This is a genomic window from Methanomassiliicoccales archaeon (assembly GCA_013415695.1).
Classification (GTDB): domain Archaea; phylum Thermoplasmatota; class Thermoplasmata; order Methanomassiliicoccales; family JAAEEP01; genus JAAEEP01.
On record JAAEEP010000007.1, the window covers coordinates 31,746 to 52,460 of the forward strand.

The window sequence follows — 20,715 nt, forward strand, 5'->3', positions numbered from 1 at the left end:
TCGACCGCAACCACTTTTCTAGATAATCGACTCGAGTCCATCGTACTATTGAGGTTCGATCTACGCCCTCTCATAGAACTGCATTGGCTTTCCTATTGATCTGAAGACCATGTTCAGCTGTATCAGTAGGTCCCGATCCCCATTCTCCAGACCAGAGAGCGCGATCGGCTCCTCCTCCTTGAACACCTCAATTCCGTGGGCACCTGATTGACGTGCCCTGCTGACCACGATCTCCTCTCCCAGTTCCCTGGCGTACGCGATGGCCTGGGAGAGCCTTTCGAAGTCCTTCTTTTCGCCGGGCAGATGCACAGAGCATGGCGGATCCTCCAGCCCAGCCATTCCTGGCTTGGGTTGGATCAGTATCTCCACGGTCTCGATGATGCTCCCTGTAATGGCGCCCACCGCATTCCCGACCTCGCTGTGATCTGGAACGATTAGTTCGGTTCCCATGTTCCTTGCCACCGAGGGGAGATATGTCTCGACTGGAGCGCCAATCCCGATGATCTTCTTATGGAGGTCCATTCTGCAGGAGTAGTCCGGTCCTCTCATTCCAGCGACCATCATTTCAACCAGATGATCCGCCACCGGGCAGTAGGATGTCTCCCTCGTCTCCTCGTACACCAGCTTCCTCAACAGTTCCCTGGAAATCTCGTCAATGACCTTCTGTTTCACCATTGTGCAGAACTCTTTGGGACTCGTCCCCAGCCGCTCGCTATAGAACCGCACGGCCAATATCGATGCGGATGGATCGTGTATCACATATGATCCTTCTACGTGAAGGATGTCGGTTGGGGTCAATCCCACCCGACTGATGACACCATATTCCTCAAGACGGCTGATGCTGTAGGAGAAGGGAAGTATCCCCGTTCTCTCCTTGAGATCCGTCAGGAGGCCTGGTCCCTCTTCTAGTACACTCAAGATCTGCCAGTCCTCATTGCCCAGCCGGAAGTTCTTGGGTATCCTGTTGAAGATCAGGAAATCCGTCGGTTGATAAAGCCTGGATTTGTCGATGTATGTGGGATCCGAGTACTTCTCGTCCAGATCCAACTTCTCCAATCGTTCTCGGATCCTGGGATAGATGGAACAGGCATGACACAAGGGAATGACCCTGTTGGGTAGGAGTCGGATGTTTCCTCGGTTCACCACGATCCGGCTGTCGCCGCCTATCCCTCCGGTGGAGACGCTTATGGCCCTCACCCTTGTCCTCCAGTTGGCGATCCTGGCCCCCTCGGGGTCCAGCCTGGGCATTCCGTCTCTGAGAATCCCTATGTCGGTGGTGGTGCCGCCCATGTCGATGATCACCGCGTCTTCCTCATCCGTCAGATATTTGGCCCCGTTGATGCTTGCCGCAGGCCCTGACAGTATCGTTTCCACGGGACGTTCCCTTGCCACCTTCTCGCTCATAATCGATCCGTCCCCCTTCATGATCATCAAGGGGGCTTGAATCTGTAACTCTTCCAGTATCAATTTCGCTGACGAGATCAGTTCCGATATCACTGGTATCAGCCTGGCATTGAGAACGGCTGTCAATGTTCTCTCTTGAAATCCAAGATCGGTGGAAAGCTCGTGACCACATACCACGGGAAGGTGAGTCAAGGTGCTGATGAGTTCTTTGGTCTCGACCTCGTGTTCTGGATTCCTCACTCCCAAGTAACCCGAGACGGCGAACGCGTCCACGAAATCCCTTACCTCGAGGATGAACCCCTTGGCCTTATCGACATCAAGAGGTTCGGTCTCCTCCCCCGCAAGGTCATGCCTTCCCTTCACCTTGATCCGCTTCTCGGTTGGAACCGAAAGGCTGTATTCCTCACCAATGGCGATCAGGGCTACCCTTGATCCCTTTCCCTCTACCACGGAATTCGTGGCAAGTGTGGAAGACAGCGAGACCAGCTTGATGCAAGGGAATAGATCCCTGTCCAGCTGAGATAGGGAATTTGAGATTCCCTTTGAAAGATCTTCCCGGGTGGTTGGTGCTTTCGCCTTGCTCAATACATTTCCGGTCCCCATGTCAAGAATGACTGAATCGGTGTAAGTGCCACCGGTGTCGATGCCCAGGCCAAATTTCATGTTTCAATTCACCTCGTGAGTAGTATCGAACGATCAACGACGCAGCTGAGATATTACGCCTGGAAATAACTCGTCCCGGAAATGGGGGAGGAATAGAGCCTCGAAGAACTGCTCCTGGAAATTGGAACGAGCCGCCAGCTCGATGTACTTAATGTTCTTAGCCAGCCGCTCAGCTTCCATCCTTGATCCGCGGTTGAGAAGAGCGATCTTTGCGCCGGAACCCGCTGCGTTCCCGATCGGTATTATCCGTTCCAGTGGAATCTCTGGCAGCATACCCATGAACAGCGCGCTCCTTGGTGAGATGTAATTGCCGAAGGCTCCAGCAAGCAGTATGCTGTCTAGTTCATCCTGGGTTATTCCCATCTCCTCCATGAGGGCGACCGCTCCCACGTACATTGCCGCCTTGGCACTGAGGACCTCTCCGATATCCTTCTGGGTGATGGAGATCACTTCCCCATTGGCCGACTCGCTCTCTGGGGCAAGGACGAATTGAAGCGCTCCGTCGATATTGCATATTCGCGGATGATCCAGTTCCCTGTCTATCTTGCCCCTTTCGTTAATGATGCCCGCCCGGAACATCTCGGCTATGGCATCGACCACCGCGGACCCGCATATACCCTTGGCCTTGGCCCCGTTGATGGTGGAGACTGTTACCTCAAGGTCGTCCCCTATGATGATATGATCTATGGCTCCACTTGAGCCCCTCATACCATGCTTGATGTTCCCGCCCTCAAGAGCGGGACCGGCCGCGCATGATGTGCTTGCCACTCCATTGGAGCTGCCAATTGAGATCTCGCCATTAGTACCGATATCGATGACCATACGTGGCTCTTCACTCTCCCAAATCCGAGAGGCTATGAGGACGCTCATGTGATCAGCGCCCACGAATCCGGCCACGTTTGGAAGCGAATATGCGTAGCTCTCCTGAGCGAGATTGATCCCAAGACTGCTGGCCTTTACCTCGAAGGGCTCCGCCACAACGGGTACGTAGGGGGCGCGTCCAAGCCCGTATGTATCGAGCCCGAAGAATAGATGGTGCATGGCGGTGTTGCCCACGATCACCATCTCGTAAACGCTCTGTCTGGATCTTCCTGCTTCCCTGCAGCATTCACCAACCAGCTTTTCTATCGCGGAAGAAATGACGTTCTGCAAGGTCTCGGCCCCGCCCTCGTTGCGCATGACATAGGTCATCCTTGAGAGTACATCATCGCCGTACTTGATCTGAGGATTCATCATGGACCTGACGGCAAGACATTCACCGGTTTCAAGGTCCATGAGGTACGCGACGACCGTGGTGGTACCGATATCCACGGCCAATCCATTGACTCCCTCGTTCCCCTCTTGGAGAACTCCAAGTATCTCTCCTTGGCGAACCACGGCCAGGATCTCCTCGCCTGACCTCAGACTGGCTGAAAGGGAGTTGAGCACATGGGGGGACGGCAATCTGGTAGAGATTTCGTTCTCCCCAAGCGCCAAGTTGAACCTCTCTAGGTCAGCAACGGGATTATCAAGAGAAGCTGTGGGTACTCTCAATCTCAAGGTGCGAACAACAGGTTCCATTGCGATCGATATGGCTGAATCCTCGAGGATGACCTGGTCACCTCTCATTGATTCTGCCGGTACCTCGACCACCATGTCATCTGAAACGGTCACAAGGCATGCGAGTCTAATCCCTCGCCCAAGGTCTTCCTCCGAGATGTGAGCCCGGTCCTCTTCGTTTATTGGCGGCGCATTCTCCTTGATAATGACCTTGCACCTGCCGCATTTTCCCCTTCCACCGCAGACCATCTCCAGAGATATGCCGTTGTGCTCAGCGATCTCGGCGAGCGAACCTGCCTCCGATGATGTGATCACCGATAGGCCGGATGGTTCAAACAGTACCTTGGGCATGTTGATTACCTCTATCTGTCGCAAGTCTCTGAAATATATTATTATTTAGTATCTACCCGTCGGCATGACGCCATTAATGGAGCGTTTTCATCGTGCATTTGACACAAACCGCAGAAATTCTATGGGCGTGAAAATCCAAACCGGATGGAAATAAATAAAAAAGGAAAGGGGGGGTTTGAAATCACCAGTTAGGCTTGATTTCTTCCCTGTACTTGGTACCTAGCTCATCCGCGGTGATCAGAGCGGAGTATACCCTTGCAGGACTCACTGGTGTCGCTCCCAGCAATAGCACCTTGTCCTGCATGCAGGACTTGCAGGCACCAGCCCAGATCAGGTCAAGATCCGGTGAGACTCCCTTGCCCAGCAGGTCCTCGAAGGTTATCGACAGCCCGACGGAGTCTGCCCAGGCAATTGCCTCCCAGATCTCTTCCGAAGGTCGGTCCTCAAGGATCATCTGGGTTATGGTGGTGAACGATATCACCTGACCGTGCGGTATGTGCCTGTCCGCCTTGCGGTGCAGGGCTAGCAATCCAGCTCCAACCAGACCATCGTGAATTCCGTGTCCTCCAGCCAGGCCGCCGCTCTCGAATCCCACACCCGCCATAAGGGTGTTGGTCTCGATAATCCTCTCGAGCGCAGGTGTGACCACCTTATGCCTGTTGGCTGCCAAGGCCTGGACACCGAACTCCCTCAGCTGGTTCCAGCACTCATTCGCGATTAGCCTGGAAGAGACGGTGGAATATCCCCCTACAAGCGTGGGCGTCTCGGCCTGCTTGGAAGCCTCCATCTCGAACTTGATGCACATCGCGTCTCCCATTCCGTTTATGGTCTGGGATACTGGACCTTCCGCGATGATCTTTGAATCCATGATTACCGCGTGAGTGTCCTCTGGATAGAGATCGTACCTGTTCCATGTCAGATCGTCGTTGTATATGACCGAGAGAGCGCTGGTGAAACCAGCCATGGAGGCGACTGTTCCAACAAGAACAAGCTTGCCGCCCATATCCACATTGTTGGCAACTCTCCTGGCGACATCGCACATCGATCCCCCGCCGACTCCAACGATGAAGTCGGCCTCGGATGCCTTGGCCGCCTCGGTTACCTTGTTGTTCTCGGTGTCGGAACACAACCAAACGCCTGGATACTCATCAGCAACCTCTACGCCGTTCTCGGCAAGGCTGTTCCTGACGTTCTCGCCGGCAATCTTCAACGCCGTCGTTCCACCCATTATGAACGCCTTCTTTCCAAGGTGTCCACAGTATTTACCAGTGTCCTTCGAAGCCTCGGGACCCTGAACATAGATGGCCGGAGACTTCCAAACGAATGGAAGCTGGGGCTTTATCCAGTCCATTTCTTTCAATCTATAAGTCATTACCATTGATTCTCTCTCCTTCGAACCAGATGTTCGCGATGGCTGTTGGTCAGAAGATTTATTTATAGTTTAATGTAGAATGACTTCAGATACGAGTCGAATTCTCCGTAAATAGTTGGTGAATCAGAGAAATTCGAAGATTTAAATACTCGGTATTGATTTTAGTTTTGATGTTGTCTACGAATATCGTTTTGATAATGTTCGTTTTAACAATAGTGAAAGGCAGATATAACGTAAACTTTTTTTAGGGGATTATTATACAATAGTTTAGCCCAAACCCATATAAGGTGAAAGGGCTCGGAGGAGTAACTTTGTATGAAGAATTGGCACAGGCAACCGCGGTTGGTGATGTCAAGAAAGTCACAGTGCTTGTTGACGGAGCTCTCGAATCGGGTAAAGAACCCACAGAGATCGTTGAAAAAGGTCTCGCAGCCGGAATGGAGATCATCGGTGAGAAGTACGACAAAGGGGAAGCGTATCTCGTTGACGTCATCGTAGCCGCAAACGCCTTCAAGATCGCTATGAACTTGATAAGGCCCCATTTCAAGGCTACTGACAAGAAGATAGGTACCGCAGTAATGGGAACCGTCGAGGGAGATATACACGATCTTGGGAAGAACCTCGTATGCGTCGCATTGGAGGTAAGCGGGTTCAACGTGATTGATCTCGGAAACGATGTCACGCCAGAATCATTCTCTTCCACGATCAAGTCCGCTGACGCTGATGTCTTGGGCATGTCCACCCTGATCACGACCACCATGGTTAATATGAAGAACACCGTCGATCTGTTGAATGAAGATGGTGTCAGGGAGAACGTGAAGGTCATTGGCGGGGGAGCGCCAATAGACGCCGCGTACATGAAGGAGATCGGCGGTGACCTGTACGCTCCGAACGCTTTTGAGGCGGTGACTGTGATCAAGAAAGCTATGGGGGCATAAAAATGGATGAGATGACTCCAAGAGAGAGGGTTGAGACAACCTGCAGATTCAAGGAGCCTGATCGAGTACCCATCGATTTTGGCGGCTTGATATCCACAATACTGGATGCAGGCCCCTATGGATATCGTGCTCTGGCAGAACATCTGGGTGTCACTGATTATGAAAAGCCTGCTGTGGCTTACATCTTGAACAGCGTGGCCAATATTGATGAGAGGATCTATCAGAGATTGCACTCTGATTTCAGGCACGTTTTCCCTCCGAACGCCGAGGGACCCATCACCGTCCACGAGGACGGAACGATGACCGTTGTGCATGGAATCAGATTCAAGCCCCTTGGCAACTGGTATAACCCCTTCGACTTCCCTCTGGGAAATGCGACCACCATCGAGGATATACAGAATTACGGCAAGTGGGCGAACCCCAACGATCCATACTACTTAGAGGGCACTGAGGAGACCCTGAGGCACCTCAAGGAGGATACGGATTGGTCGGTTTACGCTCTCTGCGGATACTGGGGAATGCTGGGACACGCATACGCGTTCGTCGCAGGATTCGATAAGTTCCTGTCCGACATGATCGTTAACCCGGAATTCTACCACGCCATGATGGAGCACATCCTGGACCTGAACGTGCAGTGGATAGAGAACTACTGGGGGAAGCTTGGTGACTACCCCGATGTGATCCTGATCGGTGATGATATGGGAGCTCAGGACGGGCCATTTATGCCACCGAGGATGTTCCAGGAATTCGTCAAGCCCTACATGGGCAAGCTGATCAAGACCATAAAAAAGAACAGCAAGGCCAAGCTCAAACTGCACTCATGTGGCTCGGTATACCAGCTCATCCCTGATCTGATCGACATCGGCGTGGACATACTGAACCCCATTCAACCTCTGGCCAAGGATATGGCTCCGGCGAAGCTCAAGAAGGAGTTCGGAAGGGACATCGTTCTGCACGGCGGAATCGACGAGCAGAGGATGCTGGCATTCGGCACCAAGGAGGAGGTCATCGAGGGCACCAAGGAGTACCTGAAGATCCTGGCTCCGGGTGGCGGATACATCGCAGCAGCGTCCCACAACATCGAGCCCGAGACCGCACCTGAGGTCGCGGTGGCGATGTATGACACCTGCTACGAGTTCGGAAGGTATCCGATACCTCAGTGAAGGATTAAGAAACGAATTCAGGGAGGTCAACCTCCCTTTCAATTTTTACATTCCAGGTGGAGCCGAAAACATGATATTCGAAATGTTGTGGTATATGAGCAAGACCTTCGAATTACAGGAGGTGATTTCGTGGAAGAGAACGGCACACTAGCTATCATCGGCTGCCTCCTCATGGAGGACGAGATGGTTCACGTCATTACTCATGATTCCAGTATCAAGAGCGTCCTCGTTATAGAGAACGAGGTGAATGACAGCATACTGTCCAAACTCAATGACGGGCTTGAAGGGGTTCCCATCGGGCTGTTGAACGAGGATGAACTCCAATCACTTCCCAAGAATGATGGGTTCTCGATCCTTGTCTGGATGAAGGACATGGCGCTCCATGAGAGCCCCGAGATACTGAAGAAGGACATGATAGAGACCATTCGGAAGCTCAGGGGAACCTGCGATGCCGCCATGCTGTTCTACGGGCTATGCGGGAACGCGCTCAAGGATATTGGCGGCCTATCCAAAGAAGCGGGGATGCCGGTCACCATACTCAGGGATTCGAGGGGAGAGATCGTGGACGATTGCATCGCTGCTGTCATAGGTGGAAGAGAAGCTTACCAGAAGATCGTCAGCAGGGATCTGGGTGTTTTCTTTCTGACACCGATGTGGGCGGAGGTCTGGAGGGAGATGGCAGTGAGAACGAGGGTGGTTCCACCGGGATACGATATCAGCCTCTACAAGATGGTACTCCAGAGCTCTGGATACACGAAGGTCATCAAGATCGACACGGGATTGAATGACGCCGAGAAGTTCGAAGATCAAGCGGTGGAGTTCGCTGAGATATTCGAACTCGAGAAGGTGGACATGAATGGAGATCTGGACCTCGTGAAGGAATCCTACGAGAAGGCGAAGGCCACTATCAAAGATGAAGTATCCACCTGAAACATTTTGAACGGCACAATCGAAGCCGTTCAATTATCATTCTGATTACTCATTGTCGTTATTTTATCTTTCCTTCTATCGACCCTCGTTCTTTATCCCGTACATGTACGTCGATGAGATAATGCTGAAAGGCGTCATGTATCATTCGAGACGAAGAGGCTGAAGCAAATGGCAGAGGAAGCAACAATACCCATGGCTAACGAAGAGGACCTGAAGGTCTTGAGCAATTTGAAGCGAATAAAGCACGTTATCATAGTCATGAGCGGCAAGGGCGGTGTGGGAAAAAGCACGGTTGCCGCCAACCTTGCGGTCGCACTTTCAATGAAGGGATATGAAACGGGTCTGATGGACGTGGACATTCACGGGCCCAACATCCCAAAGATGCTCAAGATAGAGGACGCCGTCATTACTGGAGATAAAACAGGGTTGTACCCTGTTCAGGTACCCCCACACCTAAAGGTGATGTCCATGGCGTTCCTCCTCCAGGACAGAGACGCCCCTATCATCTGGAGGGGACCCATGAAGATGGGAGCTATAAGGCAGTTCATTGGGGATGTGAAATGGGGTGATCTGGACTACCTCATAGTAGACCTTCCCCCAGGTACTGGTGATGAGCCATTGAGCATCGCTCAGCTAATCCCAAAGGCTGATGGCTCCATCGTCGTGACCACCCCGCAGGACGTGGCACTGCTCGATTCCAGGAAATCGGTCAACTTCTCACGATCGCTCAAGCTGCCCGTAATCGGAATAATCGAGAACATGAGCGGCATGGTCTGCCCTCACTGTGGAGAACACATTGACCTGTTCAAGATCGGAGGGGGTAAGAGATCCGCTGAGGAACTTGGCGTTCCCTACTTGGGTGGTGTTCCAATAGATCCCAAGGTAGTACACTCAGGAGACGATGGCATGCCTATCGTGCTGTACGATTCTGGCTCTCAGGCAGCGAGTGCCTTCATGGAAATCGTGGACAAGATCACCGACAAACTGAAAAAGAATGATTAAGAAAGAGGGGGGGCCCCTTGGCCCCCTCTTTACCCAGGAATGGACTTCTGGGATGAAAGGAGGAAATCAAACATGAAATTATGCGTGACATCACAGGGCGACGATCTCGATTCAGAGGTCGACCCCCGGTTCGGAAGATGCGCCTACTTCTTGATAGTGGACACCGTGAGCATGGAGTTCGAGGCCGTCTTGAACGGGGGAGTGGGCGCGGCAGGCGGTGCTGGTGTCCAGGCCGCACAGGCAGTAGCTGGACTAGGCGCTGAGGCAGTGGCCACCGGCAATATTGGACCAAACGCTTTCGAGGCTCTGAGTGCGGCGGGGATTCGCATGTTCACCGGAGCTTCCGGGACGGTGAGAAGAACGGTGGAGGCTTTCAAAACGGGCGCACTCAAGGAGACGACCGCTGGCCCTACTACAGGCTCGCACTCAGGAATGAGAGGTGGAAGAGGAAGGATGTGATACTGGGAGGCCCAGATCAACTGAAGGAGAGATTCGAATGAAGGTAGCAGTACCGACCAATGGAGAGCGGGGGCTGGACGAAGAGGTTGGCCTCCATTTCGGCAAGGTACCCACATACACAATCGTTGACACCCAGACCAACCTTGTCAAGATAGTTGAGAACACCAGCGAACATCGTGGAGGGGTGGGGCTTCCACCGGACCTGATCGCGAAAACCGGTGCCGATGTCATGATAGTCTTCAATGCGGGAATGAGGGCTATAAATCGACTGCAGGAGCTGGGAATCGATGTCTACACCGGAGCCCAAGGCACGGTGAGGGAGGCAATAGAAGCGCTCCAGGATGGTAGATTGGAACCTGCAAACGCCCAGAATGCCTGTAAAGAGCATGAGCACTAGTGATAATGATGAAGATAGCCGTCGCAAGCGGGAAAGGCGGCACGGGAAAGACCACGGTGGCTGTGAACCTCGCCTTGTCCCTCAAGAAGTGTACCCTCGTTGATTGCGATGTGGAGGAGCCAAATTGTGCCATTTTCCTCAACACGTCCATGCAGAAATTGGAGGAAGTGAGACTTCCTGTCCCGGTATTCGATCTGGATAGGTGTACCTACTGTGGCAAATGTGCTGATTTCTGCATGTACAATGCCATCGCGGTCTTTCCCGAAAAGCTGCTGTTCTTCCAAGACATGTGCCATTCTTGTGGTGGATGTGCGATCCTGTGTCCAGAGAACGCAGTTACCGAATCCACGAGGAAAATTGGTGAGATAGACCACGCCCGCATTGCCGAACTGGACATCTACCAGGGAAAGCTGGAGGTAGGGGAACCCCTTGCAGTGCCCATCATCAGGAGAGTCAAGGAGTACGCCAAAGATCATTCCGTGGTGATTTACGATGCCCCTCCCGGGACGGCATGTCCCGTGATTGACACCCTGAAGGATGCTGACATAGCCCTGCTGGTCACAGAGCCAACGCCGTTCGGCCTACACGATCTGAAGCTTGCCGTCGATGTCGTCAGGAAGATGAACATCCCTTTAGGGGTGATAATCAACCGGGATGGAGTGGGCAATGATTGTGTGGATCGCTATTGTGAAGAGGAGGGCATAGAGATCGTCATGCGCATCCCCAATGATCGCAGGATCGCAGAGATGTACTCGAATGGGATACCTTTCATCTTTGAGTTACAAGAGTACAGGGAGATCATGCTCCAGTCCTATTGGAGGATATATCAGATAGCGGAGGCGGGACCGTGATGGAAGTCACTGTGATAAGCGGGAAAGGCGGCACGGGAAAGACCACGCTGGCTGCCGCTTTCGCCTCCCTTGCCCAGAACGCCGTTCTTGCGGACTGCGACGTGGACGCGGCTGACCTGCACCTTATACTCGATCCACTTGTGGAGGAGCGGAGGGACTTCCTGGGACTGAAGCTAGCGATCAAGGACGAGGATAAGTGCATCGACTGCGGTCGCTGCCTGGATCACTGCCGATTCTCGGCCATCAGTGAAGATTTCGAGATAATACGCGACAGCTGTGAGGGATGCGCCGTCTGCCAGCTGGTTTGCCCGGAGGACGCCATCTCGATGGTAGACCGCATATCTGGAGAAGCTTTCATCTCAAGCACTAGGTTCGGGCCCATGGTGCACGCATCGCTGATGGCTGGAGAGGAGGCATCGGGGAAGCTGGTGGCCATGGTGCGAGAGATGGCAAGGAAGGTCGCTAAGAATAGTGAGAAGGATCTCGTACTCATAGATGGTCCTCCTGGAATAGGATGCCCGGTGATCGCCGCCATCTCCGGCGTTTCTATGGTCCTTGTGGTTACTGAACCAACCCTGTCGGGAATGCACGATCTGGAAAGAGTGCTTGGGGTCGCCGAACACTTCAAAATCCCTTCCGCGGTCATCGTCAACAAGGCCGACATAAATGAGGACAACACCAACAAGATAAGGACCTACTGCTCTGAGCGGGATGTACCATTCTTGGGCCGGCTGCCCTACCATGACTCGGCCACGGAATCCATGATCAAGGGACAAACACTGATCGAGCATGTCGATAATCCCCTGGCTCCGATCATCAAGGATATGTGGAACAAGATGGAGGAGATCCTGAGTGAGTGAGAAGGACCCGTTCGAGAAGGCCATTGAGGAGATACAGGCCAGGATAGTCGAAGATGAGGAACGCCTCTACTCGCCGATCGTATTGAAGGAATCACGGAACCCCTACCACATGTGGAAGATGGAGGACGCTCATGGCCGGGCCCAGGTTCAGGGGATCTGCGGGGACACCATGTGGATCTACCTGAAGGTCGATGGAAAGACTATCCTGGAGGCGAGCTTTGAGACCGATGGTTGCGGGGCAACCATGGCCGTGGGGAGCAGGTTGATGAAGATGGTCGAGGGCTTGGAACTCGCAGATGTGCTGATGATGACCGATGACGATCTAATTGATGAGTTGGGAGGCCTTCCAGAGGACAGCCTGCACTGCGCAGGTCTCGCCGTCTCGACCCTATATAAGGCGGTTGATGACCTATACGCTAAGGGCGTAGTAGGGTAAAGTTATACTATCCCGCATTCTTACGGTATATAGAGGATAAAATTGAGACGTACGGAGGACGTTCTAAGGACTGAGATCATAGAATCCCTGCGTGGGGTGATGATTCCCGAGAGCAACGCCTCTGTCTATGACCTAGATCTGGTTCATGATGTGCAAATCAAGGATGGGCATGTCCGGTTGATCTTCTCTCCCGGGGCAATGCTGTGTTCCAGCGTTCAGGTAGCCTTCAGCATTAAACAAGCGGTGGGATCCGTTTCCGGAGTTCGCAAGGTCGAAATTCACGTGGCGGACTACGAGAGGGTAGTTCTATCAAAGAATGTTGATTGAGAGTCCTTCCCTGGTTCTTCATATAGGGCGCTGTCCATTCCTTTTTGATATCATGAGGATAGCAGTCTCTGCTGAGGAACCATCACTTGACTCGGAGATAGGGGAGGATCTTGGCCACTCCCCTTATTTCCTGGTTGTGGACACTGAAACCATGGAGTTCGAGTCAGTGGAGAATGAGGCGGTCACCTGGGACATGGGAGCCGGTATGAAGGCTGCGGACATCGTCATTTCATTGGGTGTGGAGGCACTTATCACCGGCGCCATAGGAATGCACGGCTACTCCAAGCTATCCAAGGCCAATATCATGGTGGCCAGTGAGGATGAGGGCAAGATAAGGGATCTGATAGAGATTTTCAAGAGAAGGCACGGCCTCTGAAGAATAGAAATGAACTTAGAGTGTGTCAGAGATCAGTTGTTGATCTCCTTCATCACAGCGTTCTCCAGAGCGATATCTGGTATATGGCCTTGAGCCGAGGATACATTCTGTGAAAGGATGTTCCTTGTCTCGGGCGGCATTTCTCCAAGGAAATCATCCGCACCACGACATTGGGGCTTCACATCCTGTTTTTCCAGGTAATTCTTGATGCCTCTCAGAAGATCCGAGAGCGAGTTCAGCACAAGTGCACAGATGCACATGACGAATCCGAGGGTGAACAGGAAAGCAGCAACCACGGTCTGGAAAAGCCACCCCATGCCCCAAATGGTCAACTCAAATAGTGAGAGGAAACCCAATATCAGTCCAACGCATGCGATAACGAAACCAGGAACGCCAATCATGAGCAGGGGCCTGTTCTTGCTGACCGTGTTGATTATCCTGCCCATCACGGACAGGCCATGGGTCACTGGGTGCTTCTTGTGTTTGTTTGGCACATCATAGATAGCGGTAATAGGGACCTCCCTGACTCTGAGCCCCTTCTCCGCGAAATTGCAGATCATATCGGATTCGATATTGTACCCCTTCGAATGAAAGTCAAGGTTGGAAATGGCAGTCTTGCTGAGAGCGCGGAAACCGGATTGGGAATCGGTTATGTCGAGCTCACATGCAGCGTTGGTCAGTCCGTTGAGCACCTTTTGGCCTGCTTTCCGGTAGGCTGGTATTCGATGCTTACTCTCCAGAAAGCGAGAGCCAATTACTAGATCGGATTCCCCATTCAGAACGGGAGCGGCAAGTGACGATATCTGTCCCGGATCGTGCTGACCATCCCCATCCATTGTGACAATGGCCTTGAAGCCATTGGTACCAGCATGTCTGAGTCCAGTCAGCAGTGCGTTTGCCTTCCCAGTGTTCCTTGACATGTCGATGATCTCGGCCCCTGCAAGCCGGGCTATCTCTGATGTCTTGTCAACGGATCCATCATTGACTACGATGACGTGCTCACAATGCTTTCTCGCCTCGAGAACCACGCTGCCGATGGAAACCTCCTCGTTGAAAGCAGGTATGACGCAGACTATCCCATTCCCTCTGTCACTAATATTGATCACCTAGACTTCAGGCTCCCCCCGAAAATTAACAATGACCTCCCATATATCTTTTGTGTTCGTTATCAAGATTGGTAATTATGACGGGAACTTGTCAGTTGGATTTCATTATTCCATTTGATAAAAATCAAGATTGATACATTCATTTTACACAAGGGGAATGAGGTCGGATCAAGAACACTCATCTCATGAATATGAAAAGGTAAATATCATCTCGGGACTCATGACGGGGATATGGGATTCAAGGCCGTTCCCTACACTGACGTTGAGCTTGAGAATGTCACCGAAGAGGGTGCCGAAGGTGCAAAGATCCGGTGGTTGATCTCGAAGAAAGATCAAGCGACAAGATTCGCCATGCGGTATTTCGAGATCGCTGAGGGAGGGCACTCCCCCCTTCACACCCATCCTTGGGAGCACGAGGTCTTCGTGATGAAAGGTAAGTGCAAGGTTGTCTGTGACGGTGAGGAGTCCGTTTTGACCGAGGGAGGTGTGATCTTCGTACCGGAGAACACCAAGCACAACTTCCAGAACATTGGAGAAGGGGAGCTGCACTTCATCTGTGTCGTGCCCATGATGGATTAGAGGGCGGGGCTGAGCGTAAAAGTCGTAGCAGCTTGAACGATAGTTCTTGAGAAAGTCACCTGCGACATGTCAGTTCATGTCAGCCAGACCTGAATTCCTCCATGACGCTGTTATCGAAAAGGATACCGTGAAGGCTTCGTTTGATCTCGGTACAACCGCACTCAGGGCATTCATTTGGCTTGGGTTCTCCGTATGGTACCTCGAATAGCTCGCCGCAATTGACGCATTCGAACCATCTTGTTGCGAAGATACTTTCACCCCGTTAATACTTAGGTGGCAATACTAAATCAATTTTGCCTATGAGGTTCTGAAGCCTTTCTGCAGAATCGTCGCTGATCTCATGCTCAAGTCTACATGCCTGGATGATCGCTTCATCCTCCTCCACGCCGAGTAAGATGAGGAATCTGAGAATGGCCTGGTACCTCTGTTCCACCCTGGTAGCGATCTCCTTTCCCCTCTCGGTCAGCCGGGCGCCCTGATAGGGCTTCCAGGCAATGTATCCCTTGTTGTTGAGCTTTCTGCAGAACTCGCTCACCGAGGATGGTCTGATCCCCAAACGCTTTGCGATAAGGGAAGTACACACCCGATCGTTCCTTTCCTGAAGGGATTTGATGGTCTTGAGGTACTGCTCGACCGAAGATCGCCTCATGAAACCTCCAATAAAAGGAGGGCACTAGGGCCCTTTCATTCACCAGCGATACCAGGACCCGCGCCTTGGGGGCATGTAGTATGGGTCATAGTACGGGTCGTAGGGTTGGTCAAAGTAAGGGTCGTAGCACTGACCCCAACCATAGAATCGGCCGTACCCCCTACCGGGACCTCTGCCGTATCCCATGCCAAGGCCTCTTCCCCTTCCGAAGCCACGCCTTCTGCCCCATCCCATTCCCATTCTGGGAACTTCTGGGTTGGCGAAACCCGGCATGGGATACCCGACACACAATCCGGCCCTTCTACCTGTCATGGGACCTGCTCCCATGGGGCCCGTTCCATCTCCTCTGGGCATCTCAATCACCACCTTTCTTTCTTTTCTCTATCTCCTTCCTCAGGGACTCGATCTCCTCGGAGATGTCATCACGCTCCATCTCCATCATCTCGAGCTCCTGCTCCATCATCCTGATCTCCTCTTCCGGATCGATCCGCATCCGTTGTGGGTACTGGTATGGCACCATCCCTGGTTCGGGATAGGGATACATCACTTCCGGAGGCTGACCCAGACCGTAGATCTGATATCTACCCCTGGCCCACCCAGGGACCCCGGTCTGCCTGTATATCCACCTATATCGATTTCCTCTTCCATATCCGCCTGGCATCTCAATCACCTATATGAGGGGGGATGGAGTGTCATCATTTTCCCGCGGGTCCGGAGCTTGTGCAAGCCAAGGAGGTCGTATGACACTCCATATATGAACTATGTAGAAGTAATATAAATAGTTTATGAATTATTGCGCATATCTTTATGTATAAATGCGCAATTGTGCAATTTAACGAACTACTCCTTCAACCGGGCCAGCTTCTCCGCCCAGGTTCCAGTGAGTCCAGAGACCTCCTCCCTGGGTTCGTTCATTGGGTTTGGACCCAGCTTCACCACCTCTTCTATGAAGCTGTCCACGACATTGGCGTACTCCTCGGCCTGATCTGCGTCTATCCAAGCTACGCTGAACCGCCCCCTGTCGAAGCCGAACTGTGCAAGCAGCTTTCCAAGCAAGGTCATTCTCTTTCTGGTGCGAAGGGAGCCAACCTCAAAGTGACAATGTCCTGGTTTTCCACCAATTATCATGACTCCATCAGCTCCATTGGAAAGCGCCCTCAGTATCCATTCGGGATCGACCCTGGCTGAGCAGAGTGTTCTGACGACCCGAAACCTTGGATCCATCTGGATGCGCTTGATGCCAGCCATGTCACCCGCCGCGTAGCCGCACCAGTGGCAGGCGAATATCACGATGTGAGGAAATCCATTGCTTCCCTCGGTAGCGGCGTCAACCTCTGCAAGGATTTCATCGTTGGAGAAGAGCTCCATGTCCATAGCACCGCTGGGGCATGAGGAGACACAGACACCGCAGCCCTCGCAGATCTTGGGATCCACATTGGATAGCAGCCCCTCTGCATCCTTACGGGAGACAATGGATATCGCGTCAGCCTCACAGACGGTCTTGCACACACCGCATCCGTCGCAGAGTTCGGCATCGACCGAAGCGATCGTGCCGTGGATCGAGGGAGTCATCCTTCTTGATCTCGCGATGGCCATGAGCATCTGGTCCTTGGCCTTCTCTGTTGCCCCCTTGCCATCGCAGGTGTGTATCCAAGCGCACTGCTCTCGTAGGTTGGCCATCTCGACCATATAGCGATTCATCCCAGAACTCTCGATGATATCCCGAAAGTGATCCATGTAGATTCTCGGTGAGCAGGCTCCTATCACGATCCTCTCGAGATCATAATCTCTGATGGTCTGACCCATGGACTCGCTCATGCTGGGAGAACAGAGGAAATCGTACATCTCAACATGGATCACATCATCTATCTTCCTGCAATGATCCGCCACCTCAAGGAGGTCTATGCTGTCAATAGTACCACCGCAATTGCAGAGAAAAACTCCAATTCTGCAGCCATTTTCGCCCATGTATTACACTCCTTGGCCTATATTTCAGGAAGACCTGCCTATAAGGAGGTACGGTATCTACTGAATCATATATTTAATGGTGTTAAGAATCTATAGAAAATGAAAAATTAGGAGGGGGAAATGGTTTCTGCGAAATTCACTCCTCGCCCCACCAAAGACCGTGGATATTGCAGTGTTCCCGGGCTTTGATCTTGTCCGCGGGGACACAGAATTCGGTCTCGGGCGCATCGCCTGCCTTTAGGAATTTTCTCTGAGACAGACCAGCTCCCCAGCAGACCTCGATCCACTCGATGTGGTGCTCCTCCAGCATCGGATGGGGGTTGGCACCAACCTTGACCTTTACTCCTTTTGATGTGCGTTCGATTACTGGCACATGTTTTTCGTAACCCTGATCAGAGCTGTGTACCTCCAAGAGGATCATGGGCTCGCCACAGCAGATCAGCTGTCCCACGCCCTCTCTCAATACCTCAATGATGTTACCACAGACCTCGCACTCGTAAACCTGCATACTCTTAGTCATATCATCATTTCCTAGTTTCAGAACTCCTCACACATCAGCTGGTAGTACGACCTGGAGTGATCGCATGAAGGGCACTTTTCCGGCGGCTCTTTGCCGAAGTGCTTGTATCCGCACTCCCGGCAGAACCACCAGACTTCCTTTTCCTTCTTGAAGAGCGTGCCAGCCTCCAGCTGCTTGAGGAGCTTCATGTACCTCTCCTCGTGATGCTCCTCCGCTCTGGCAATGTTCAGTAGCCTTTCCGCAACCTCAGGGAAGCCCTCCTTCCTGGCGATCTCCGCGAACTCCGGGTACATTCTGGTATGTTCGTAGTTCTCCCCTGTAATTGCGGATTTGAGGTTGGCGATGGTGTCACCACATATGGTGGGAACATCGGCCGGAACATCGATGTCATCGAAGTTGGGGTCCCCCTTCTTCAACCGGTTCATGAGCTTGAAGAGCCACTCGGCGTGCTCCTTCTCATTGTCTGCTGTGATCCTGAATATCTCGGCGATCTGCTCGTAACCTTCTTTCTTGGCCACTTTCGAATAGAAGGTGTATCGGTTCCTCGCCTGACTTTCGCCAATAAACGCTTTCGCTAGGCTTTCAATTGTCCCTTTCAAATGGATAGCCTCCTAAACAAATTAATTTCTACCCTTGGTATTTCACGATTTCGGTAATACCCTGTGTAAGCGTTGAAGGCGGAGGTTGAAACCCCCGGAAAAGCCATTCCCGAATCGAAAATCGAGCTTTCCGGGCAAGCGCCGAAGGGGTCACTCCTCCAACATCTCCTCGACTTCCTCCCTGCCGGCTTCGAGCTCCTTCACCTGCTCTTCATCTTTCATCAAGAGCATGGTCTGGAACTCACCGACGTGTGTCTTCTCCTCGCCCGCAATTTCCATCAGGACCTTCTTGATGTTCACATCCTTGGCCAAGGCGGCCATCTGCTCATAGAGGTTAATGGCATCCAGCTCAGCGATGATTGCCGTTCTTAGAATCTCACGGTCGATGTCCTCTTGCTTGACCCTATTAAGATCGATCGGTATTGTATGCATCATGATATTTCTCCTCCCGGGGTTTTCCACCCCTGGATAATATTCCGACCTCATTCCCTTAAATCTTTCTAGAGAGTGAGAAGGCTGACCGGAAAAAGAGGGGGGATGGCCATTTGGCCACCGTAGCAAAAGGGGTTTCGAGATTACGCAATATCGACTGTCTTTCCAGGCCCTTCTTATTCACCCAAGAAGGATCTGAATCTTCTAAAGCTGTTTTCTGCCGTCAGATGACCTAATCTAATGATCAGGAATGACGAAGTAATCCGCTGGATATTCTCATATTCGTTTTCTTCCAAAGGATTACTAATAAAGGATTGAGCTGATACTATTTATTTATTATCTTTGATGATAACAATTCAAATTGACCAAGAACTTGGACGATTGTCAAACACCATCCGGTAACAAGCTCCCTATCCAGTCAACGATGTCCTCTACAACCTCTTGGGCCAGATGTCCAGGCAGAGTATATTCCTGCGGGGTGGAAGGACCCTCACCTTCTATCATCATATGGTTCAAAGTGGGGTAGCTGATGAACTTGACGATCTTGCCAGAGAGCGCCTTCTTCCAGAGATCGTAGTCCTCCATGGTGACCTGGTAATCCCTCTCGCCCTGGAGGATGAGCATGGGCACCTTGAGGGAAGAGGCGACCTTCATCTGGTCATAAGAAGCAAGGTCATCCCAGTAGCTCCTTCCAGCGCCCAGCACCATCTCTCCATCGCCGATGTCAAGTTCCTTTATCTTGGTGACGGTCTCCCTTGCCTCCACCAGGAGGGCGGCCTCGTTCTCATCGATGATCCCATCCAAGTTGACTAAGTACTCAATCTGCTCGAGGAAGGCATCCTCCAGCTTGGCTGCATCGCCTGCCATCATGACGATCCCTGCTACTCGATCGTCGAGCGATGCGATACGCGGAGCCATCATTCCTCCAAGACTGTGTCCCAGCACGAAGATCCTGGAAGGGTCCACCTCCTTGGTTTGGGTAAGCAGTTCCACTCCAGCCAAGGCGTCTTCGATCACCTCGTCCATTATTGTGAACGGGATTGATGAATCAAAGAGGTCCGGGCGGGCCTTGGGTCGCTTGTCGTAGCGAAGGACCGCAATCCCATCACTGGAAAGACCCCAGGCCAGGTCCCGGAACACCTTGGTCTCCCAGAGAGTCTCGTCCATGTCGTTGGGACCGGAACCATGTACCAGAACCACCGCCGGGAAAGGTCCTTTCCCCGTGGGGATGGTCGTCTTCCCTGGAAGACCGCAGTTACCCACCGTGCAGTCTTTCTCCTCGAACGCTGTTGGATCTGCGTATTCCGGAGGCTTGAAATCAGATTGGGCGGGGACGAACCAGACTCCGGCGATCTCGCAGGCCTCGTTGAACACGACCTTCACATCCAGAATAGAACCTGAGGCGAAGACGCCGGTAACATACAGGATATTGTAGGGTCCCTCTCTCTCGAGCCGGGATCCATTCAACCTCAGGAGCAATCCGAACTTTTGTATCACACCCTTCCAGGCCGCTTCCAGGTCATGGGGAGTCATGGCTGCCTTCATTTCCGTAGCAAAAAGAGTGTGAGCTCTCTCGAAGTTTCCGTTCGCGAGAAAGCCTACCAGCTGCATTCCGATGATTGTGAGCGTCTGATCATTGCACTCTTCCGATCCCATGAAACACGTATAGATCGAAATGGCAATAACCGTAACCCATCGAGATAGTTGATTTCTAAGATTAAAACCCGAAAAATGGGGTTTTCGTTGAGAAAGGGCACGAAAGGATAATGGTGTTCCCACGAGATTCGGGACTGA

Annotated in this window: 24 protein-coding genes; 12 read left to right on the plus strand and 12 right to left on the minus strand. The window is 52.3% G+C overall.

Annotation, left to right across the window (positions count from 1 at the left end):
• Nucleotides 1-60: 60 nt before the first annotated feature.
• The 3 genes from GKC03_04780 to GKC03_04790 form a co-directional block, all read right to left on the minus strand.
• A complete protein-coding gene (locus GKC03_04780) occupies nt 61-2,067 on the minus strand; it encodes a hydantoinase/oxoprolinase family protein (protein ID NYT11852.1) in 2,007 nt (668 codons plus the stop codon).
• Nucleotides 2,068-2,100: 33 nt separating this feature from the next.
• Nucleotides 2,101-3,957, minus strand: a complete 1,857-nt coding sequence (locus GKC03_04785; protein ID NYT11853.1) for a DUF4445 domain-containing protein — start codon at nt 3,955-3,957, stop codon at nt 2,101-2,103.
• A 181-nt stretch (nt 3,958-4,138) separates the two neighbouring features.
• Nucleotides 4,139-5,308, minus strand: coding sequence for a glycerol dehydrogenase (locus tag GKC03_04790; GenBank protein ID NYT11854.1), 1,170 nt, complete (start codon nt 5,306-5,308; stop codon nt 4,139-4,141).
• 332 nt (nt 5,309-5,640) lie between these two features.
• On the opposite strand from GKC03_04790, the gene GKC03_04795 reads away from it, so the two are divergent.
• The 11 genes from GKC03_04795 to GKC03_04845 all read left to right on the plus strand — a co-directional run bounded on the left by GKC03_04795 (nt 5,641) and on the right by GKC03_04845 (nt 13,068).
• Nucleotides 5,641-6,267: a cobalamin-binding protein gene (locus GKC03_04795; protein NYT11855.1), complete on the plus strand. Its 627-nt coding sequence runs from the start codon at nt 5,641-5,643 to the stop codon at nt 6,265-6,267.
• A gap of 2 nt (nt 6,268-6,269) precedes the next feature.
• On the plus strand, nt 6,270-7,430 hold the full coding sequence (locus tag GKC03_04800) for a hypothetical protein (protein NYT11856.1): 1,161 nt from the start codon (nt 6,270-6,272) through the stop codon (nt 7,428-7,430).
• A gap of 129 nt (nt 7,431-7,559) precedes the next feature.
• Entirely contained in the window at nt 7,560-8,360 is an 801-nt protein-coding gene (locus tag GKC03_04805) for a DUF1638 domain-containing protein (protein ID NYT11857.1), read from the plus strand.
• A 168-nt stretch (nt 8,361-8,528) separates the two neighbouring features.
• Complete coding sequence (locus GKC03_04810) at nt 8,529-9,362, plus strand: Mrp/NBP35 family ATP-binding protein (GenBank protein ID NYT11858.1); 834 nt, start codon at nt 8,529-8,531, stop codon at nt 9,360-9,362.
• Between the two features lie 72 nt (nt 9,363-9,434).
• Complete coding sequence (locus GKC03_04815) at nt 9,435-9,821, plus strand: dinitrogenase iron-molybdenum cofactor biosynthesis protein (protein ID NYT11859.1); 387 nt, start codon at nt 9,435-9,437, stop codon at nt 9,819-9,821.
• 37 nt (nt 9,822-9,858) lie between these two features.
• Nucleotides 9,859-10,218: a dinitrogenase iron-molybdenum cofactor biosynthesis protein gene (locus tag GKC03_04820; GenBank protein NYT11860.1), complete on the plus strand. Its 360-nt coding sequence runs from the start codon at nt 9,859-9,861 to the stop codon at nt 10,216-10,218.
• Between the two features lie 8 nt (nt 10,219-10,226).
• Entirely contained in the window at nt 10,227-11,069 is an 843-nt protein-coding gene (locus GKC03_04825) for a P-loop NTPase (protein ID NYT11861.1), read from the plus strand.
• A complete protein-coding gene (locus GKC03_04830) occupies nt 11,066-11,929 on the plus strand; it encodes a P-loop NTPase (protein NYT11862.1) in 864 nt (287 codons plus the stop codon). The genes GKC03_04825 and GKC03_04830 overlap by 4 nt, the downstream gene beginning before the upstream one ends.
• On the plus strand, nt 11,922-12,365 hold the full coding sequence (locus GKC03_04835) for an iron-sulfur cluster assembly scaffold protein (GenBank protein NYT11863.1): 444 nt from the start codon (nt 11,922-11,924) through the stop codon (nt 12,363-12,365). Before GKC03_04830 ends, GKC03_04835 begins: the two co-directional genes overlap by 8 nt.
• A 42-nt stretch (nt 12,366-12,407) precedes the next feature.
• Nucleotides 12,408-12,692 (plus strand): DUF59 domain-containing protein, encoded by a 285-nt coding sequence (locus GKC03_04840; GenBank protein NYT11864.1) that lies wholly within the window; start codon nt 12,408-12,410, stop codon nt 12,690-12,692.
• Nucleotides 12,682-13,068 (plus strand): hypothetical protein, encoded by a 387-nt coding sequence (locus tag GKC03_04845; GenBank protein NYT11865.1) that lies wholly within the window; start codon nt 12,682-12,684, stop codon nt 13,066-13,068. The genes GKC03_04840 and GKC03_04845 overlap by 11 nt, the downstream gene beginning before the upstream one ends.
• 32 nt (nt 13,069-13,100) lie before the next feature.
• On the opposite strand, the gene GKC03_04850 is transcribed toward GKC03_04845, so the two are convergent.
• Nucleotides 13,101-14,174: a glycosyltransferase family 2 protein gene (locus tag GKC03_04850; GenBank protein ID NYT11866.1), complete on the minus strand. Its 1,074-nt coding sequence runs from the start codon at nt 14,172-14,174 to the stop codon at nt 13,101-13,103.
• A gap of 231 nt (nt 14,175-14,405) precedes the next feature.
• Between GKC03_04850 and GKC03_04855 the strand changes: the two genes are divergently transcribed.
• Nucleotides 14,406-14,753, plus strand: a complete 348-nt coding sequence (locus GKC03_04855) for a cupin domain-containing protein (protein NYT11867.1) — start codon at nt 14,406-14,408, stop codon at nt 14,751-14,753.
• Between the two features lie 262 nt (nt 14,754-15,015).
• On the opposite strand, the gene GKC03_04860 is transcribed toward GKC03_04855, so the two are convergent.
• From GKC03_04860 to GKC03_04895, 8 genes are all read right to left on the minus strand, one after another.
• Nucleotides 15,016-15,402, minus strand: coding sequence for a metal-dependent transcriptional regulator (locus GKC03_04860; GenBank protein ID NYT11868.1), 387 nt, complete (start codon nt 15,400-15,402; stop codon nt 15,016-15,018).
• Between the two features lie 39 nt (nt 15,403-15,441).
• A complete protein-coding gene (locus GKC03_04865; GenBank protein ID NYT11869.1) occupies nt 15,442-15,756 on the minus strand; it encodes a DUF5320 domain-containing protein in 315 nt (104 codons plus the stop codon).
• 1 nt (nt 15,757) lies between these two features.
• Entirely contained in the window at nt 15,758-16,063 is a 306-nt protein-coding gene (locus GKC03_04870) for a hypothetical protein (GenBank protein ID NYT11870.1), read from the minus strand.
• A gap of 179 nt (nt 16,064-16,242) precedes the next feature.
• Complete coding sequence (locus GKC03_04875) at nt 16,243-17,370, minus strand: hydrogenase iron-sulfur subunit (GenBank protein ID NYT11871.1); 1,128 nt, start codon at nt 17,368-17,370, stop codon at nt 16,243-16,245.
• 136 nt (nt 17,371-17,506) lie between these two features.
• A complete protein-coding gene (locus GKC03_04880; GenBank protein ID NYT11872.1) occupies nt 17,507-17,890 on the minus strand; it encodes a desulfoferrodoxin in 384 nt (127 codons plus the stop codon).
• 17 nt (nt 17,891-17,907) lie between these two features.
• A complete protein-coding gene (locus tag GKC03_04885; GenBank protein NYT11873.1) occupies nt 17,908-18,489 on the minus strand; it encodes a rubrerythrin family protein in 582 nt (193 codons plus the stop codon).
• A gap of 150 nt (nt 18,490-18,639) precedes the next feature.
• Nucleotides 18,640-18,924: a rubrerythrin gene (locus GKC03_04890; protein NYT11874.1), complete on the minus strand. Its 285-nt coding sequence runs from the start codon at nt 18,922-18,924 to the stop codon at nt 18,640-18,642.
• 381 nt (nt 18,925-19,305) lie between these two features.
• Nucleotides 19,306-20,577, minus strand: coding sequence for an alpha/beta fold hydrolase (locus tag GKC03_04895; GenBank protein ID NYT11875.1), 1,272 nt, complete (start codon nt 20,575-20,577; stop codon nt 19,306-19,308).
• Between the last annotated feature and the right edge of the window lie 138 nt (nt 20,578-20,715).

Coding starts and splice junctions, on each gene's coding strand:
- GKC03_04790 (NYT11854.1), bottom strand. CDS start 5,308: ATGGACTGGATAAAGCCCCAGCTTCCATTCGTTTGGAAGTCTCCGGCC.
- GKC03_04865 (NYT11869.1), bottom strand. CDS start 15,756: ATGCCCAGAGGAGATGGAACGGGCCCCATGGGAGCAGGTCCCATGACA.
- GKC03_04800 (NYT11856.1), top strand. CDS start 6,270: ATGGATGAGATGACTCCAAGAGAGAGGGTTGAGACAACCTGCAGATTC.
- GKC03_04815 (NYT11859.1), top strand. CDS start 9,435: ATGAAATTATGCGTGACATCACAGGGCGACGATCTCGATTCAGAGGTC.
- GKC03_04785 (NYT11853.1), bottom strand. CDS start 3,957: ATGCCCAAGGTACTGTTTGAACCATCCGGCCTATCGGTGATCACATCA.
- GKC03_04780 (NYT11852.1), bottom strand. CDS start 2,067: ATGAAATTTGGCCTGGGCATCGACACCGGTGGCACTTACACCGATTCA.
- GKC03_04860 (NYT11868.1), bottom strand. CDS start 15,402: ATGAGGCGATCTTCGGTCGAGCAGTACCTCAAGACCATCAAATCCCTT.
- GKC03_04845 (NYT11865.1), top strand. CDS start 12,682: ATGTTGATTGAGAGTCCTTCCCTGGTTCTTCATATAGGGCGCTGTCCA.
- GKC03_04890 (NYT11874.1), bottom strand. CDS start 18,924: ATGATGCATACAATACCGATCGATCTTAATAGGGTCAAGCAAGAGGAC.
- GKC03_04895 (NYT11875.1), bottom strand. CDS start 20,577: ATGGGATCGGAAGAGTGCAATGATCAGACGCTCACAATCATCGGAATG.
- GKC03_04825 (NYT11861.1), top strand. CDS start 10,227: ATGAAGATAGCCGTCGCAAGCGGGAAAGGCGGCACGGGAAAGACCACG.
- GKC03_04820 (NYT11860.1), top strand. CDS start 9,859: ATGAAGGTAGCAGTACCGACCAATGGAGAGCGGGGGCTGGACGAAGAG.
- GKC03_04810 (NYT11858.1), top strand. CDS start 8,529: ATGGCAGAGGAAGCAACAATACCCATGGCTAACGAAGAGGACCTGAAG.
- GKC03_04855 (NYT11867.1), top strand. CDS start 14,406: ATGGGATTCAAGGCCGTTCCCTACACTGACGTTGAGCTTGAGAATGTC.
- GKC03_04870 (NYT11870.1), bottom strand. CDS start 16,063: ATGCCAGGCGGATATGGAAGAGGAAATCGATATAGGTGGATATACAGG.
- GKC03_04880 (NYT11872.1), bottom strand. CDS start 17,890: ATGACTAAGAGTATGCAGGTTTACGAGTGCGAGGTCTGTGGTAACATC.
- GKC03_04875 (NYT11871.1), bottom strand. CDS start 17,370: ATGGGCGAAAATGGCTGCAGAATTGGAGTTTTTCTCTGCAATTGCGGT.